Origin of the sequence: Burkholderia sp. HI2714, assembly GCF_002223085.1 — a bacterium.
In the GTDB taxonomy this organism is placed as follows: Bacteria; Pseudomonadota; Gammaproteobacteria; order Burkholderiales; family Burkholderiaceae; genus Burkholderia; species Burkholderia lata_D.
Genome location: NZ_NKFM01000014.1, coordinates 22,435 through 38,531, shown reverse-complemented (window position 1 = coordinate 38,531; position 16,097 = coordinate 22,435). Strand labels below are relative to the sequence as shown.

Here is a 16,097-nt window from a genome sequence, read left to right as displayed (position 1 = left end):
CGCGCGATCTACACGTGACCTACGCGTAACGTTTCGCGCTGCGATCCGTCACGCGCTGCGCGCCGGCAAAATCTTGCCCGCACACGTGCCGAAGCCGACGCGATAGCCGTCGCCCTGGCACCAGCCGGCGAGCGTCAGCTCGTCGCCGTCCTCGATGAACGTGCGGCTGCCGCCACCGTTCAGCGCGACCGGCTCCTTGCCGTTCCACGTCAGTTCGAGCAGGCTGCCGAACGAATCCTTCGTCGGCCCGCTGATCGTGCCCGAACCCATCAGGTCGCCCACGCGGGTGTTGCAGCCGGCAACCGTGTGATGCGCGAGCTGCTGCGCCATCGTCCAGTACATGTGCTTGAAGTTCGTGCGGCAGATCGACGTGGCCTCGGCGGCCCCTTCCGCGCGCAGCCTTACTTCCAGCGCGATGTCGAACGCATGCTTGCCCGCATGCTGCAGATACGCGAGCGGCTGCGGCGACTGCTCCGGCTGCGCGACGCGGAACGGTTCGAGCGCGTCGAGCGTGACGATCCACGGCGAGATCGTCGTCGCGAAGCCCTTCGAATTGAACGGCCCGAGCGGCACGTATTCCCATTGCTGGATGTCGCGCGCGCTCCAGTCGTTCAGCAGCACCATCCCGAAGATGTGCGCTTCCGCGTCCTCGCACGCGATCGGCTCGCCAAGCGCGTTGCCCTTCCCGACGATGAAACCCGTCTCCAGTTCGATGTCGAGCTTGCGGCATGCGCCGAACACCGGACGCTCCTGGTCGGGCAGCTTCAGTTGCCCGCTCGGGCGCCGCACCGGCGTGCCGCTCACGACCACCGACGACGCGCGGCCGTTGTAGCCGATCGGCATCTCCGACCAGTTCGGCAGCAGCGCATTCTTCGGATCACGGAACATCGAGCCGACGTTGGTCGCGTGCTCCTTCGACGAATAGAAATCGGTGTAGCCGGGAATCTCGACCGGCAGATGCAGCGTCGCGTCACGCTGCGCCACGAGCACCTGTGCGCGCAGCGCCGTATCGTCGCGCAGCCGCGCGTTGTCGCGCGAAAACAAGTCGGACAGCTGCACGCGCACGCTGCGCCACGCGTCGCGGCCGAGCGCGATGAACGTGTTGAGCGTCGGCGCGGCGAACGTATCGGCGCCGGCCGGCAGCGTCACGAGGCCCGCACGCGCGAGCGCTGCAAGATCGACGATCTGGTCGCCGAGCGCCACGCCCGCACGGCGCGACGCTTGCTTCGCATCGCTGAAGATCCCGAACGGCAGGTTCTGGATCGGGAAATCGCACGCGGCGTCGTTCGCCGTCTCGACCCAGCTCTTGCGGGCCGGGTCGAGCGTCGCGCGCCAGTCTTGGGTATCGCTCATCGTTGCTCCGGATTGAAATGTTTCTTGATGCCTTGCCAGCATTCGAAGTAGTCCGCCTGCAGCTGCGCGGTGTCGAGCGCGTAGCGCGTCGGCCGGATCAGCGTGCGGGTTTCGAACATGAACGCCATCGTCGCGTCGACCTTGTGCGGCTTCGTCGTGTCGCTCGCGGACGCCTTCTCGAACGTGTCCGCGTCGGGCCCGTGGCCCGACATGCAGTTGTGCAGGCTCGCGCCGCCCGGCACGAAGCCTTCGGCCTTCGCGTCGTACGCGCCGTGCACGAGCCCCATGAATTCGCTCGCGACGTTGCGGTGGAACCACGGCGGGCGGAACGTATCCTCGGCCGCGAGCCAGCGCGGCGGGAAGATCACGAAGTCGATCGTGTCGACGCCCGGCGTGTCGCTCTGCGACTGCAGGACCAGGAAGATCGACGGATCGGGATGGTCGTAGCTGATCGAGCCGATCGTGTTGAACAGGCGCAGGTCGTACTTGTACGGCGCGTAGTTGCCATGCCACGCGACGACGTCGAGCGGCGAATGGCCGATGTCCGCGCGCCACAGGCGGCCGTTCAGCTTCGCGATCAGTTCGAACGCGCCTTCGCGGTCTTCGTACGCGGCTTGCGGCGTCAGGAAGTCGCGCGGGTTCGCGAGACCGTTCGAGCCGATCGGGCCGAGGTCCGGCAGGCGCAGTTGCGCGCCGAAGTTTTCGCAGATGTAGCCGCGCGCGTCGCCGTCCGGCAGCGTGACGGCAAAACGCACGCCACGCGGGATCACCGCGATCTCGAACGGCTCGACGTCGACCCGGCCGAATTCCGTCGCGATGAACAGGCGCCCCTGTTGCGGCACGATCAGCAGTTCGCCGTCCGCGCTGTAGAAGGAGCGGTCCTGCATCGAGCGGTTCGCCGCGTACAGGTGGATCGCGCAGCCGTTCATCGCGGCGGCCGAGCCGTTACCGGCCATCGTCACGAGCCCGTCGACGAAATCGGTCGGCTCGACCGGCATCGGCAGTGGATCCCAGCGCAGCTGGTTCGGCGGCGTCGGCGGCACGTCGGCCGAATCGCCGAATTCCGACACGAGCCGCTGCGGGCCTGCGTATGGCTCGAACGGCCGGTGCACGGCCGCCGGGCGGATACGGTACAGCCACGAGCGGCGGTTGTGGCCACGCGGCGCGGTGAACGCGGTGCCCGACAGCTGCTCGGCGTACAGCCCGTAAGGCGCGCGCTGCGGCGAGTTGCGGCCGTGCGGCAACGCGCCGGGCAGTGCCTCGGTCGCGAATTCGTTCGCGAAACCGCTCTGGTAGCCGGCGTTCGCCGGTTTCGACAGGTCAAGCGTCATCGTTTCCTTTCTCCATCAATTCAGGGCGGCGTTCGGCGCCGGCGCGCCGCTGCGCCGCGTTACGCCCGCCAACCCGAGGACGAACAGCGCCGAGCACAGCACGGGCACCGCGGCAGCATGGAACAGCGCACCGTTCGACCAGTTGAGCGCAATCAGTTGTCCGCCGACGAGCGGCCCGAGCACCGAGCCGATCCGGCCGATGCCGAGGCTCCAGCCGATGCCCGTCGAGCGCAGCGACGTCGGGTAATACTGGCCCGCGAGCGCGTTCACGGCCGGCTGCCCGCCGACCACGCAGAACCCGCCCGCGAACACGACCACCAGTAGCCACGGCAGCGCATGCGCGACCGAGCCGATCAGCCCCACCGACACGGCCGCACACGCGAAGCATGCGAACAGCACGCGCACGAAGCCGTAACGTTCGATGAACCAGCCGAGCGACAGCGTGCCGATCACGCCGCCCGTCTGCAGCACCGTGCCGACGATCACGGCCGTGCCCGGCGAATAGCCGGCGTCGCGCATCACGGTCGGCAGCCAGTTCGACAGGAAGTACAGATCGATCAGGTTCATGAAGCTGATCGCCCACAGCAGCAGCGTGACCGGCAGGCGGCCGTGACTGAACAGCTCGGCGACCGGCGCGCCGGTCGCGGCGCGCTCGCGCACCACGAGCCGCGTGTTCGCATCGATGCCGGCCTGCGGCGCGAATTGTGCGAGCCACTCGCGTGCCTGCGCGACGCGCCCTTTCAGCACCAGGAACTGCAGCGACTCGGGCAGCCGCGCGACCATCGCGATCGTCAGCACGAGCGGCACCGCGCCGCCGACGAAGAACACCGACCGCCAGCCGAGCGCCGGAATCAGCGCGGCGCTGATGAAGCCGCCGATCGCCGCGCCGAGCGTGAAACCGCACGACACGATCATCATCCGCTTCACGCGATGCGCGGCCGGGCTGAACTCGCCGACCAGTGCCATCGCGTTCGGCATGATGCAGCCGAGGCCGAGGCCCGTGACGAAGCGCAGCGCCATCAGCACCGGGATCGAACCCGCGAACGGCGTCGCAAGCATCGTCACCGCGAAGAACAGCGTCGAGCCGATCAGCACCGGGCGCCGCCCGATCCGGTCGGCCAGCACCGACAGCCCGAGCGCGCCGAGCAGCATCCCGAACAGGCTCGCGCTGAACACGGGCCCAAGCGCCTGCTTCGGCACGCCCCATTCGGCGATCACGCTCGGTGCGACGTAGCCCATCGCCTGCGCATCGAAGCCGTCGATCACGAGGCACAGCCCGCACAACACGAGCAGCATCCAGTGGAAACCCGGGCGATGGGTCTCGTCGATCACGCGCTCGACTTCGAGCACGCGCGCGTCGGCCGCCGCCGCGCTCATTGCGTCACCTCGGCGGCCGGATGCACGGGCGGCGTCACGCCCTGGCGCGCGAGCGCCATCGCTTCGCGCAGCACGTCGGCGTCGCCGATCTGGTTCGCGAGCAGCAGGATCAGCTTCGCGTTGACGAGCTGGCTGTCGGCGTCGGACAGGTCGCGATGCATGTCGATCAGCGCTTCGTAGAACGCGTCCGGGTCAGCCAGGCGCGGGCGGGTGTCGAGTGAGGGCATGACGGAGTCTCCGGTGTCTTTATCGTTTTCAGCGTGCGCAGGTCGCGCGCGCCAGTGCGTCGGCCAGCGCCTGACGGTCGAGCGTGCGCGTGCGCGCGCATACGTGCTGGTCGGGGCGCAGCAGGTAGAACGTGCCGGGCTTCGCGTCGTAGCGTTGCGCGGCGAAGCCGTCGACGTCCTCCACGACGACGACACCCGCGACCGGCTGCGCGTGCCCGGCCGGTACGACGAGCACGGGCCGCACCGGCAGCGCGAGGCCGTCGAGCGCCTGCGCGAGTGCGGCCGCATCGCCCGGCAACCCGAACAGCACGCCGGTGAAGCCGCCGCGCAGATGCTGCAGCAGCCATCCCGATGCGCCCTGCACGCGCACCGGCGCATCGGCCGCCGCCGCGCCCGGCCGCATCGCGCCCGCGAACGCGTCGCCGTTACGGTCCGGTGTGTTCAGCGGCGAATCGGCGAGCACCGCCGGCACCGACAGGCGGCCGCTGTTCACGAGCTTGCGCGCGAACTCGCAGTCGCGCGCAAGCTTCAGCGTCGCGTCGCGAAACACGCGCGACACCGGGCTCTTCGGCGTGATGAAGTCGGTCGAGCGCGTCGAGTTGCGGATGTTCTCGTCGGCTGCGAATTCACGCTCGCTCGCATACGTATCGAGCAGGCTGTCGGCCGAGCGGCCGTCGAGCACGAGCTTCAGCTTCCACGCGAGGTTGTCGGCGTCCTGCACGCCGCTATTCGCGCCGCGCGCGCCGAACGGCGACACGCCGTGCGCGGAATCGCCCGCGAACAGCACGCGGCCGTGCCGGAACGACGCCATCCGCTGGCAGCGGAACGTATAGACGCTCACCCATTCGAGCTCGAACTCGACGTCCGGCCCGAGCAGCGCCCGCACGCGCGGGATCACGCGCTCCGGCTGCTTCTCGGCGACGGGGTCCGCATCCCAGCCGAGCTGGAAGTCGATGCGCCATACGTTGTCGGGCTGGCGATGCAGCAGCACCGACTGATTCGGGTGGAACGGCGGGTCGAACCAGAACCAGCGCTCGGTCGGAAACTCCGCCTTCATCTTCACGTCGGCGATCAGGAAGCGGTCCTTAAACGTGCGGCCGTGGCTTTCGAGGCCCATCATCGTGCGCATCGGGCTGCGCGAACCGTCGGCTGCGATCACGTACTGCGCGCGCAGCGTCGTGACGCCTTCCGGCGTTTCGATCGTCAGCACCGCGTGTTCGGCCGACTGATCGATACCCGTGACCTTGTGCTTCCAGCGGATATCGATGTTCGGCAGCTCGAACGCGCGGTCGGCCAGGTAGCCTTCGACGTAGTACTGCTGCAGGTTGATGAACGCGGGGCGCGCATGCCCTTCCTCGGGCAGCAGGTCGAACGCGTACAGCTGCTCGTCCTGCAGGAATACCTTGCCGACGTGCCAGCTCACCCCCTTGTCGACGAAGCGCTCGCCGCAGCCGAGCCGGTCGAAGATCTCGAGCGTGCGCTTCGCGAAGCAGATCGCACGCGAGCCGGTCGACAGCGTGTCGTCGTCGTCGAGCAGCACGACGCTCACGCCCTGCTGCGCGAGGTCGATCGCGGCCGCGAGGCCCACCGGGCCCGCGCCGACGACGATCACCGGGTGAACGGTCGTGTCCTGCGCACGCGGGCGGTATTCGAACTTCAGCGTCTGGTAATCGATGCTCATGGTCGCCATCCGCTCCTCAACCCTGCCGGACGCGGGCCGGCACGCCCGTCATTCCGCCCGTCGCCTGCCGGCGCGCCGCGCCGCTCTCCCGCGTGCCATTCCTGTCAACCGCCACGTCTCGCTCCTTGCTTCCTGTTGATTCGTGAACGGCGCCGTGTCGCGGCGCCCGCCTGCCGCATTTCTTGATCGGCGACAAATCCTGGATTTACGAATAGTAAAACCAATTACGAATAGTGAAATCAACGTAAACCCTAGGCGAAGCGTCGAAGGCGGGATAACCATATGAACGAAACGCCGAGCCGAGCTTGGCCGGCGCTGCTAATATCAAGCTACGAGGCGGCCCGTTCGGCCGCCGTTTTTCCTTCTTAAGCCGATGATTCCGCCCACCATTCCCGAGCTGGTCGCCCGTGCCGGGCAACTGCCGTATCTGCGGGATCACCTCGCGCTCGCCGATGGCGGCACCGCAAGCGCGAACCTGCCCGAGCGCACGCTCGGCAGCGCCTACGAACCGATCTACGACGTGACGATGCCGGGCGCACCGCAATCGACGTCGTTCGCGGACGCGATCGAGCGCTACGGCGACGAGCTCGGCTTCCAGGCCGTCACGGTCGTCACGGGCGCGCCGCACGATCCGGTCGACTCGGCCGTCGACGACCAGACGCTCGTCGCGATCGACCGCCTGTCGCGCGCGCTGCACGCGATCAATTTTTTCGGCGCACAGCGCCACGGGCTGCTGTTCCTGCGCGTGCATGAACGGCTGCTGAAGAGCGTGAAGTACGACCACGGCAAGCATTTCTCGTCGGTGCTGCAGCGCTTCGGGCTGCCGGCCGAGCGGATCGTGATCGAACTGCCGGCGGTCGCGGTCGCGCACAAGACCTTCCTCGGCTACCTGACGCGCAGCTACCAGCATCACGGCTTCAAGGTCGCCGACAAGCTGCCGGATCCGGGCCGCATCCTCGCGGTCGAATCGGACATGGCGCGCCCGGACTACATCAAGATGGATGCGGGCATCGCGTTGCGCGACGGGATGGTCAAGGCGCTCGTCGCGTATGCGCAGCGCGTGCGGATTCCGCTGATCTTCGACGGTGTCGTCGACGAAACGCAGTGCGAGCTGCTGCGCCAGTACGACGTCCGGTTCATGCAGGGGCCCGTGTTTGCGAAGGTCGTGACGGCCTGAGCCTGGGTGGATGAGGGGGGTCGCACACGCGGGGCGTCGCGCGCCGAAAGTGGAATGCAGGTGACGTGACGGGAGATCGGGTCGCCGGGCTTTCCCCGTCGCCCGATGTCCGGCAGCCAGTTGCCCGCCTCGTCAAAAGACCGGCTTCGCGGGAGCGTGCGCGCCTCATTTCCGGCGCAGTCGATGTGGGCGGTTACCTACCGCTTACGCTCTTCCGCCATCGTCGTACTTGGGCAGATCGTCGTCGATCTCGATGCCGGGGAAGCGATCCCCATACCAGACATGCCAGGCCGGACGTAGCCGCGACGGCGCGTCGAGCGTCGCGTAATTGATCTCGACCGTCCTGGGTGCATCACTGAGCCGGTATTCGAGCTGCGCGCCGCAACGGCCGCAGAAGCGCCGCTCGCCCCACGCGCTCGACGCATACACCGTCGGCTCACCTTGCAGGTATTCGAACGCGTCAATCGGCACCGATGCCGACGCGACGACCGCCGCGCCGGTCGTGCGCTGACAGAGCCGGCAGTGGCAAAAACCGGCGTCGGCCGGGACATGGGTGATCCGGTACCGGATCGCGCCACATGCGCATCCGCCTTCCATCGGTTCTGCGTGAGACATGGCAAGCCTCGTCGTCGGTGAGCTGGCGATCGATCATGCGCGCGGTTCGTCCGTGACACAACCAGCGGCGGTGTCGCGCGCGTACGCTGCCGACCGGACCGGCGACGGCCCCCTACCGCTCGCGCAGCGGCTCAGGCCGTCTGCCCGAGCCGCTGCGCGAGCGCCTTCAGCTTCGGCCCGACCTGCGTGCGGAACACGTCCTCGTCCATCGACGACGCGGGGCCGCTGCAGCTCAGGATCAGCCAGCGTCCCTCGCGCGGCTCGCGAAACGGGACGGCCGCCGCGTTGACGTCCATGTGCCACGCCCTGAACGAATAGCAACAGCCCCCCGTCGAGAACTCGGCCACCGCCTGCTGCGCGGCGGCGACGAGCGCATCGGCGTCGGCGTCGGCCGCGCCGCCGGCCGCACGATGCAACTCCGCATAAAGCGCGCGTCGCGCGTCTTCCGGCTGCACGGCCAGGTACGCGCGCCCCATCGAGCTCGTCAGCATCGACAGCCGCGAACCGGGCGCAAGCCCGAGCGTCAGCGCGGTCTCGCTGCGGATCGTCTCCAGATAGATCATGTCGAGCCCGTCGCGGCAGCCGAGCGACACGGCCGCGCCGATGTCGCGCGCAAGCGCCTGCATGTGCGGCCGCGCGAGGTCGATCGTCCCCGCGCCCGACAGCAGCGCGTAGCCGAGCGACAGCACGCCGGCGTCGAGCGCATACTTTCCGAGCGTCTCGTCGTAACGCAGGTAGCCGAGCACGGTCAGCGTGTAGGCGAGCCGGTTCACCGTCGCCTTCGGCAGCCCGGTGCGCTCCGCGAAGTCGCGGTTGCCCAGCATCGTCTCCCCGGGCCGGAATGCGCGCAGCAGGTCGAGCCCGCGCGCGAGCGCGACGACGAACTTGCGTTCGTCGATCGTGGTTTCGTCGATGGTTGAAAGTGTCATCTGGTGCTACACTGGGTTCGATTTGCAAAACATTGTTCCGCACAGCGGAACTTCCGTCAAGCAAACTCTCAGGCAACAAACCCGGCTGAATCAGGGACGACCGCAAAGCATGGGGCCCGGGGAAGCGCTGAAGGGCTAACTCGGGTCGACCGCAAAGCATGGGACCCGAGCAAGCGCTGAAGCGCCAACTCGGGTCGACCGCGAAGCATGGGACCCGAGTAAGTGCTGAAGCGCTAACTCGGGTCGACAGGAGATGAGACGATGAGTGCTGCAACTTTTCATTGGGACGATCCGCTGCTGCTCGACCAGCAACTGACCGAAGAAGAGCGGATGGTGCGTGATGCCGCGCAGGCGTACGCGCAGGACAAGCTCGCACCGCGCGTCACCGAAGCGTTCCGCCACGAACGCACCGACGCCGAAATCTTCCGCGAGATGGGCGAAGTCGGCCTGCTCGGCCCGACGATTCCCGAGGAATACGGCGGCCCCGGCCTCAACTACGTGAGCTACGGCCTGATCGCCCGCGAAGTCGAGCGCGTCGATTCGGGCTACCGGTCGATGATGTCCGTGCAGTCGTCGCTCGTGATGGTGCCGATCCACGAATTCGGCTCCGACGCGCAGAAGCAGAAATACCTGCCGAAACTCGCCACCGGCGAATGGATCGGCTGCTTCGGGCTGACCGAGCCGAACCACGGCTCCGATCCGGGCAGCATGGTCACCCGCGCGAAAAAGGTGCCCGGCGGCTACTCGCTGTCCGGTGCGAAGATGTGGATCACGAACTCGCCGATCGCCGACGTGTTCGTCGTGTGGGCGAAGCTGGAAGAGAACGGCAAGGACGCGATCCGCGGCTTCATCCTCGAGAAAGGCTGGAAAGGCCTGTCGGCGCCCGCGATCCACGGCAAGGTCGGGCTGCGCGCATCGATCACCGGCGAGATCGTCCTCGACGAGGTGTTCGTGCCGGAAGAAAACCTGATGCCGAACGTGAGCGGCCTGCGCGGCCCGTTCACGTGCCTGAACTCGGCGCGCTACGGGATCGCATGGGGCGCGCTGGGCGCCGCCGAGTCCTGCTGGCACACCGCGCGCCAGTACGTGCTCGACCGCCAGCAGTTCGGCCGGCCGCTCGCCGCGAACCAGCTGATCCAGAAGAAGCTCGCCGACATGCAGACCGAAATCACGCTCGGCCTGCAAGGCGTGCTGCGCCTCGGCCGGATGAAGGACGAAGGCACGGCGGCCGTCGAGATCACGTCGATCATGAAGCGCAACTCGTGCGGCAAGGCACTCGACATCGCACGACTCGCGCGCGACATGCTCGGCGGCAACGGTATCTCCGACGAATTCGGCGTCGCGCGCCACCTCGTGAACCTCGAAGTGGTCAACACGTACGAAGGCACGCACGACATCCACGCGCTGATCCTCGGCCGCGCGCAGACGGGCATCCAGGCATTCTTCTGATCGTCCGGATGCGGCGAGCGCGGCAGCCATGCCGCGCCGTGCTCGCGCAAAACACACCGCGCACCGGGCCGCCGGCCCGGTATCGCGCTCATTTGCAGCCGATGCTTACTTGTTCGGCTGCGGCGTGAGGCGCAGATACGGACGAACCGCGTTGAAGCCCTTCGGGAAGCGTTTCTTCAGCTCTTCCGGATCCTGCAGCGACGGGACGATCACGACATCGTCGCCATCCTTCCAGTTGCCGGGCGTCGCGACCTTGTAGTTGTCGGTCAGTTGCAGCGAGTCGATCACGCGCAGGACTTCGTCGAAGTTGCGCCCCGTGCTGGCCGGATACGTGATGGTGAGCCGCACCTTCTTGTTCGGGTCGATCACGAACAGCGAACGCACCGTCAGCGTTTCGTTCGCGTTCGGGTGGATCATGTCATACAGTTGCGAAACCTTGCGGTCAGCATCGGCGATGATCGGGAAGCCGACGACCGTCGACTGCGTGTCGTTGATGTCGTTGATCCAGCCCTTGTGCGATTCGACACCGTCGACCGACAGCGCGATCACTTTTACATTGCGTTTCTCGAATTCTCCCTTCAGCTTCGAGGTCAGCCCGAGTTCGGTCGTGCACACCGGCGTGTAGTCGGCCGGATGGGAGAACAGGACGCCCCAGCTGTTGCCCAGCCACTCGTGAAACTTGATCGGGCCCAGGCTCGATTCCTGCTCGAAATCCGGTGCGATGTCGCCAAGACGCAGACTCATGATGTTCCCTCCTCGAACGATGCTGGTTGAAACCGCGCCCGGGTCGGCGCGGGAAAGTCTGTCAGCTTACGGGAAGCAATGGGGCATGCGAACGATTATTCCGTTTGATATTCATACTTTTTTGTCATTTTTGCCCGGTGTCGGTGCCGGACAGGCGGCCGCGGGGGAAACTTTTCACCCCGTTTGCCGCTCTGTTGACGATTACAAATCGTTTACCATGCGGTCTTGCGCTGCCGTCGTGTGTCTTCCTGGCTCGCCAGCAGGCAGGCGTTTCGCTACGATGTGAACCTGCAGCATGACAGCAAGAAGGGAGTTGCAATGTCGGAAATCAACAAGGAGAAACTGATGTCGGATATCAAAACCGTTCTCTCGGACGCCGAAGACCTGCTCAAGCAAGCTGCGAGCAGCACGGGCGACCGTGCGGCCGAGCTGCGCGAGAAAGCCATGTCGCGCCTCAAGCAGGCCAAGGAAAAGGCTGCCGACGTCCAGGTCGTGGTGGTCGAGAAAGGCAAGAAGGCCGCGCGCGCGACCGACGATTACGTACACGAGCATCCGTGGACGTCGATCGGCGTCGCCGCCGGCGTGGGTGTGCTGATCGGCCTGCTGATCAACCGCAAGTAACGCGCTCTGCGCCGTTTCGTCCCGTTGGCCGCGTCGCGCGGCCTGCGGGCGTCGAAGCCAGCCGGCGGTTTCCGCCGGCCGGCTTTGTCCTAGCTGCACGCGCACGCACCTCACCCATGACGACAGACACCACCTCGCCGCCGTCCGGCCACGGACCGCTGCGCCGCTTCGTCGGCTCCGCGATCGGCCTTCTGCAAACGCGCCTCGAACTGGTGGGCATCGAGCTTGCCGAGGAGAAGGAGCGCCTGATGGGCGTGCTGTTCCTCGGGCTCGCCGCGATGATGCTCGCGACGATGGCGCTCATCAGCATGACCGTGCTCATCGCGATCGCGTTCTGGGATACGTACCGCTGGCAGGCGCTCGCGGCGATCACCGCGCTGTATGCGGTGGGCGGGATCGCATGCGCACTGAAAGCCCGCTCGGGCCTGCGCGATGCGCCGACCGTATTCGAGGCAACGCTCGCCGAACTCGAGAAAGACCGCGAACTGTTCCGCGGCAAGCCGTGAACGCAGTCGCGCTCACCCCTCCCACCTACTTCGCCGACGCGCCATGAGCCAGAACGTCACGGGCAATTCACCCCGCTCCCATTCGTCGCGATCGAACTGGAGCGCGTCGCAGCATCGCGCGCTCCGCAAGGAACTGCTGATCCTGCGATCCGAAGTCGAGCGACTCGAACTCGCGGAAGCCGCCGGCGAAATGCGCCACGCGGTCACGCGCTTCAGCTGGCTCAAGGTGTTCATCCCGGGCCTGTCCAGCAACAAGTTCAGCCAGTCCGCCAAGAACCTGAACGCAAGCCTCGGCCAGCTCGTCAACCAGTATCCGATGCTGAGCTCGCTCGCATCGCTCGTGCTCGCCAAACCCGTTCGCTCGCTGCTGCGCGCGAGCGCGGGCCCCGCGCTGAAGTGGGGTACCGTCGGTTTCGCGGCATGGGAGGTCTACCGAATCTGGAAGCAGTCCCGCGACGAGCGTGGTCTCGACACGCACGACGACTGACCGTCGTCGGCATCCTGCGCGCACGGCCAAGCGCCGTGGCGCGCGTTTCCTCCGAGTTCAACGTACCCCCCAGCACGCGGCGATCTGTCCGTCAGCGCCGTCACCCCGCACATTACCTTTCGTCCCGTCCGAACGCAGCGTGAATGCGCCGCACGCATCGTCGTGCATCGGGCCCGTGTCGAGCGGAATGGCCTCCAGGTCGTAACTCACCGGCGAATCGTCGCGGTCCGGCCGCCTGAGCGCCAGTCGGTAGACCGCGCGCCCATCCGGCGGCGCTTGTGTGAGCGCCATCGGCAATGCCGAAGGCGGCACACCGTCCAGTGTTTCGAGATATTGGGCCGCCCGGTACAACGCGGCGACCGCCGACGCGCGATGAACGCGCACGACATGCTCGCGATACGACGGGATGCCCCATCCGGCCAGCACCGAGACGATCGCGAGCACGATCATCAGCTCGATCAGCGTGAATCCCGCCGAGCGGTACACGGACGCGCGACCGTTCATCGAAGCACCGTCGCGACGCGACGCCAGTGCAGGGCGACGATGTGTCCATCACGGATCGCGACCTGATGCTGCAGCCAGACTGCGCTCGATGCGTGCGCACCGACGCCACGCGCGGTGACGACGTAAGCGCGGCCGCCGGCCGGCCCCGCCCCGCGCCACGCTTCGATCAGGCATCGTGGCGGTTGAACGGCCATCGGCCATCCGGCGAACGGCGCGAACGCTTCGGCAACCGCCAGCACCGGCATGCGCCGCCACGCGTCGGGCTCCGCGTGCGACTCGCCTTCGCTCACGTACGGCGCCGAGCCCCGGCGCAATCGCGCGGTGCACGCTGCCAGCGCGGCATCGGCCGCGTGGAATGCGACCAGCCGATCGGATAATGCGCGCGTACGGCGCGATTCCGTCAGTGCGGCTTCGAACCACGTGCCGGTCAGCGCCGCCACCGCTGCGCCAACCGCAATCACCGCAGGCAAGGCGAGGCCCGCGTCGCGACGCCAATCGCGGCTGGCTGATCGCAAGCGTATATGCGGCGCTTGCTGGCTCGCTGTTTGGACTTTCGCACCTGCAGCCTGCCGCGGACCGCCACAGCGCGCTTCGATTCGCTCATGCATGTTGCGTGTCGCGACGCACCGCGACCTCTCCCGCGTCTGCCCCGCTCCGTTCATCGCGGCACCTCGGGTTCATCCGTGACATTACGTGACGTATCGTCGAATGTGCGCGCGGCATTGCGCAACGCGACGATGCGATCGAGCGTCAGACGCACGCGGCCGTCTTGCGCAACGATAGTGCGGCCGTCGCAGTCGACGTGCCGTATCGGCTCGCCCGTCGGTTCGCCACGCGCCCGCACGCAGACATGCACCGCTAGGACATCGCGCCAGTCGTCGCCGCGCAATGCATCGGCATCGACGAACTGCGTGCTGCCGCGGCGAAGATAGCGCACCCGCAACTGATCGATTCCCGACACGACCGGCTGCGGCGTGCCCGGACGGCCGCTTCCTTCGCAATACAATTCAGGCTCGCCCGTCGACGGACTGGTGTGCACGTCGAAGCGGTTCTCCACCGGCGTAGGTTCGCCGGACACACCGACGCCCTGCCCAAGGCAATCCGACACCTGGCCGCCAACGGTGGACCACGTCGACACGGCATCGCCGACGTAGCGGATCAACAACGCGTCCGATGCACCGCGCACAGGCTCACACCGTAACTGCGCGCCCTCTCCCCGCACGCGCGCCATCGAACAGCCGAACACTGGCGGCAACGACGACACGCCCTCCCCATCCCTATCGAGCGGCCGAAATCCTGCCATCTGGATTTGCTGGCCGATCAGCATCAGCGCGGTGCCGGCAGCATCACGCATCCGGAACCCGTCATCCGCGCGCTGCTGTGCGACGCGCTGCGCGTGGTACAACGCACCGGCCGCCGCGAGCACGAGCAGACCGACGGTCATCGCAATCAACACCTCAAGCAACGTATGCGCGCGCATGCGGCGATCAGCGTTCATCGGCTTCAGCCTCCCGATACGGAATCCGGACGCACGACGGCGGCTGCGCCGAGCCCCCCGCCACTTCGCATCGCGGCCCGGTGGCCGCATTACCGCCGCGCCAGCCGACAAACGTGTAGCGGACGCCATCCGGCCCATCACCGCGCGTCATCGTGCCGCCGGGCAGCGACGCTGCGACCCGCGCCGCGAGGCCATCGTCGGCCTCCGCAGCGACGTGCAAGCGCTCGATACGCGCATCGGCGAGCCACAGCGCGCGTTCACGCCAGATCGTCGCGCGCTGCGCACGCGCCATCGCAAGCTGGCTGCCCGCTACAGCCAGCATCACGGTCGCGAGCAGCGCGATGGCCAGCATCGCTTCGATCAGCGACGTGCCGCGCATGGCGTTGCGCATGACGCTCACGCTGCGTCGCAACGGCCGGCGACAACCCGCGCCCGGCCGCCTGCCGCGATTCGTACGCAACGCGATGCATGCGCGTCGTTACCCCCCGGCACGTCGCGTCGCGGACGCAGTTCGAAGCGCCGGATGCCACCGATTGCCTGACCGACCGGCGGTGCGAACGCGAGATCGTGCGCGGCACCCGCGACGGCCACTTCGGCATCGCGCGGATAGCGCCGCAGCACGCGTGACTGCCCGTCGACCTGCCCGCTGACGATCCAGTCACACGACCATTCAGCCGGATCGCACCGCTCACCTGCACGCAGACAGGTGCCGGCGCTACCCGCCCGGCACAGCGTGACGCGCACGCCGAGACGCGTCGCCTCGGTACGTGCAAACGACAGCGCACCGAGCAACGCGCGCGAGCGTGCATCCACACGTTCGCGCATGCGCCACTGGTCGAACGCGGGCGCAGCATAAAGCGCGAGCCCGGCCGCCAGCGAGATGGCGACCATTAGCTCGACGAGCGTGAACCCGCCCGCGCGTCGCAATACATTTTTCAGGGGTTGAGCGTGCAGTCCCATCGCAGTCGTCCTTCGCCAAGGTGATGCGACGACTGTAGCGATACGTGTGGACACGCACCATTTGCCGAATGGCCGACTGGCGGCATGCGATCGCGACCGACACAATCGGCGCGAACTGACCAACGGAGAAGACGATGAACGAACGCAGCGCGTCAGCGCTTACGCGGAGTCTTGGCGGGAGAGGCGCGACGGAACTCTTCGATCACGTCGGCAAATTCGGAAACGTCCTCGAACTGGCGATACACCGATGCGAAGCGGACATAAGCGATCGTATCGAGGCCGCGCAACTCGTTCATCACGAGTTCGCCGAGCTTCTCGCTACGCACTTCGCGCTCGCCTGTCGCGAGCAGTTGATATTCGATGCGGGCGACCGCCGCGTCGATCGCGTCGGCAGCAACGGGCCGCTTGCGCAGCGCGAGTTGCATGCTGGCGACGATCTTGCGACGGTCGAATTCCGTGCGGCTGCCGTCCTTCTTCACGACGAACGGCAGGGACAGCTCGACCCGCTCGTACGTCGTGAAGCGCTTGTCGCAAGCCGAGCAGCGACGGCGCCGCCGGATCGCGGCGCCATCTTCGGACACGCGGGAATCCACGACCTGCGTGTCGTCATGCCGGCAGAACGGGCAGCGCATCGTCGA

19 protein-coding genes are annotated in these 16,097 nt (G+C 67.2%); 5 read left to right on the top strand and 14 right to left on the bottom strand.

Annotated features, from left to right (window positions below; translation table 11 throughout):
* Nucleotides 1-48: 48 nt before the first annotated feature.
* Genes fahA through CFB82_RS04340 form a run of 5 tightly spaced genes read right to left on the bottom strand, consistent with a single transcriptional unit; the run spans nt 49 to nt 5,978 of the window.
* Entirely contained in the window at nt 49-1,353 is a 1,305-nt protein-coding gene (gene fahA, locus CFB82_RS04360) for a fumarylacetoacetase (protein ID WP_089483526.1), read from the bottom strand.
* The gene (gene hmgA, locus CFB82_RS04355; RefSeq protein WP_089483525.1) at nt 1,350-2,684 is read right to left on the bottom strand and encodes a homogentisate 1,2-dioxygenase; all 1,335 of its coding nucleotides are present in this window, start codon (nt 2,682-2,684) and stop codon (nt 1,350-1,352) included. Before hmgA ends, fahA begins: the two co-directional genes overlap by 4 nt.
* A gap of 15 nt (nt 2,685-2,699) precedes the next feature.
* Nucleotides 2,700-4,061 (bottom strand): MFS transporter, encoded by a 1,362-nt coding sequence (locus CFB82_RS04350; RefSeq protein WP_089483524.1) that lies wholly within the window; start codon nt 4,059-4,061, stop codon nt 2,700-2,702.
* Complete coding sequence (locus CFB82_RS04345; RefSeq protein WP_085039566.1) at nt 4,058-4,288, bottom strand: DUF2783 domain-containing protein; 231 nt, start codon at nt 4,286-4,288, stop codon at nt 4,058-4,060. Before CFB82_RS04345 ends, CFB82_RS04350 begins: the two co-directional genes overlap by 4 nt.
* A 28-nt stretch (nt 4,289-4,316) precedes the next feature.
* Nucleotides 4,317-5,978 carry an FAD-dependent oxidoreductase gene (locus tag CFB82_RS04340; protein WP_089483523.1) on the bottom strand — a complete coding sequence of 554 codons (1,662 nt, stop codon included), beginning with the start codon at nt 5,976-5,978 and terminating at the stop codon, nt 4,317-4,319.
* Between the two features lie 364 nt (nt 5,979-6,342).
* On the opposite strand from CFB82_RS04340, the gene CFB82_RS04330 reads away from it, so the two are divergent.
* Complete coding sequence (locus tag CFB82_RS04330) at nt 6,343-7,146, top strand: EAL domain-containing protein (RefSeq protein WP_069247254.1); 804 nt, start codon at nt 6,343-6,345, stop codon at nt 7,144-7,146.
* Between the two features lie 204 nt (nt 7,147-7,350).
* On the opposite strand, the gene CFB82_RS04325 is transcribed toward CFB82_RS04330, so the two are convergent.
* Together CFB82_RS04325 and CFB82_RS04320 are read right to left on the bottom strand one after the other, a co-directional pair.
* On the bottom strand, nt 7,351-7,761 hold the full coding sequence (locus CFB82_RS04325; RefSeq protein ID WP_089483522.1) for a GFA family protein: 411 nt from the start codon (nt 7,759-7,761) through the stop codon (nt 7,351-7,353).
* A gap of 131 nt (nt 7,762-7,892) precedes the next feature.
* The gene (locus CFB82_RS04320; RefSeq protein ID WP_089483521.1) at nt 7,893-8,690 is read right to left on the bottom strand and encodes an IclR family transcriptional regulator; all 798 of its coding nucleotides are present in this window, start codon (nt 8,688-8,690) and stop codon (nt 7,893-7,895) included.
* A gap of 261 nt (nt 8,691-8,951) precedes the next feature.
* On the opposite strand from CFB82_RS04320, the gene CFB82_RS04315 reads away from it, so the two are divergent.
* Nucleotides 8,952-10,139 carry an acyl-CoA dehydrogenase gene (locus tag CFB82_RS04315; RefSeq protein WP_046545018.1) on the top strand — a complete coding sequence of 396 codons (1,188 nt, stop codon included), beginning with the start codon at nt 8,952-8,954 and terminating at the stop codon, nt 10,137-10,139.
* A gap of 105 nt (nt 10,140-10,244) precedes the next feature.
* Here the strand turns inward: CFB82_RS04315 and CFB82_RS04310 are convergent, their stop codons facing one another.
* Nucleotides 10,245-10,883 carry a peroxiredoxin gene (locus CFB82_RS04310; RefSeq protein WP_069247250.1) on the bottom strand — a complete coding sequence of 213 codons (639 nt, stop codon included), beginning with the start codon at nt 10,881-10,883 and terminating at the stop codon, nt 10,245-10,247.
* Nucleotides 10,884-11,201: 318 nt separating this feature from the next.
* Here CFB82_RS04310 and CFB82_RS04305 point away from each other — a divergent pair, with 318 nt between their 5' ends.
* From CFB82_RS04305 to CFB82_RS04295, 3 genes are all read left to right on the top strand, one after another.
* Nucleotides 11,202-11,504: a DUF883 family protein gene (locus tag CFB82_RS04305; protein WP_006494044.1), complete on the top strand. Its 303-nt coding sequence runs from the start codon at nt 11,202-11,204 to the stop codon at nt 11,502-11,504.
* 116 nt (nt 11,505-11,620) lie between these two features.
* On the top strand, nt 11,621-12,010 hold the full coding sequence (locus tag CFB82_RS04300; protein WP_089483520.1) for a phage holin family protein: 390 nt from the start codon (nt 11,621-11,623) through the stop codon (nt 12,008-12,010).
* Between the two features lie 43 nt (nt 12,011-12,053).
* On the top strand, nt 12,054-12,497 hold the full coding sequence (locus tag CFB82_RS04295) for a DUF3318 domain-containing protein (RefSeq protein WP_089483519.1): 444 nt from the start codon (nt 12,054-12,056) through the stop codon (nt 12,495-12,497).
* A gap of 57 nt (nt 12,498-12,554) precedes the next feature.
* Here CFB82_RS04295 and CFB82_RS04290 read toward each other — a convergent pair whose 3' ends face one another.
* The 6 genes from CFB82_RS04290 to nrdR all read right to left on the bottom strand — a co-directional run bounded on the left by CFB82_RS04290 (nt 12,555) and on the right by nrdR (nt 16,091).
* The gene (locus tag CFB82_RS04290; RefSeq protein ID WP_089483518.1) at nt 12,555-13,001 is read right to left on the bottom strand and encodes a type IV pilin protein; all 447 of its coding nucleotides are present in this window, start codon (nt 12,999-13,001) and stop codon (nt 12,555-12,557) included.
* Complete coding sequence (locus tag CFB82_RS04285; protein ID WP_089483538.1) at nt 12,998-13,459, bottom strand: pilus assembly protein; 462 nt, start codon at nt 13,457-13,459, stop codon at nt 12,998-13,000. Before CFB82_RS04285 ends, CFB82_RS04290 begins: the two co-directional genes overlap by 4 nt.
* Before the next feature lie 200 nt (nt 13,460-13,659).
* Complete coding sequence (locus CFB82_RS04280; protein WP_089483517.1) at nt 13,660-14,499, bottom strand: PilW family protein; 840 nt, start codon at nt 14,497-14,499, stop codon at nt 13,660-13,662.
* Nucleotides 14,489-14,890: a type IV pilus modification PilV family protein gene (locus tag CFB82_RS04275; protein WP_089483537.1), complete on the bottom strand. Its 402-nt coding sequence runs from the start codon at nt 14,888-14,890 to the stop codon at nt 14,489-14,491. The genes CFB82_RS04280 and CFB82_RS04275 overlap by 11 nt, the downstream gene beginning before the upstream one ends.
* 5 nt (nt 14,891-14,895) lie before the next feature.
* The gene (locus CFB82_RS04270) at nt 14,896-15,459 is read right to left on the bottom strand and encodes a GspH/FimT family pseudopilin (RefSeq protein WP_089483516.1); all 564 of its coding nucleotides are present in this window, start codon (nt 15,457-15,459) and stop codon (nt 14,896-14,898) included.
* A gap of 152 nt (nt 15,460-15,611) precedes the next feature.
* A complete protein-coding gene (gene nrdR / locus CFB82_RS04265; RefSeq protein ID WP_050011738.1) occupies nt 15,612-16,091 on the bottom strand; it encodes a transcriptional regulator NrdR in 480 nt (159 codons plus the stop codon).
* Between the last annotated feature and the right edge of the window lie 6 nt (nt 16,092-16,097).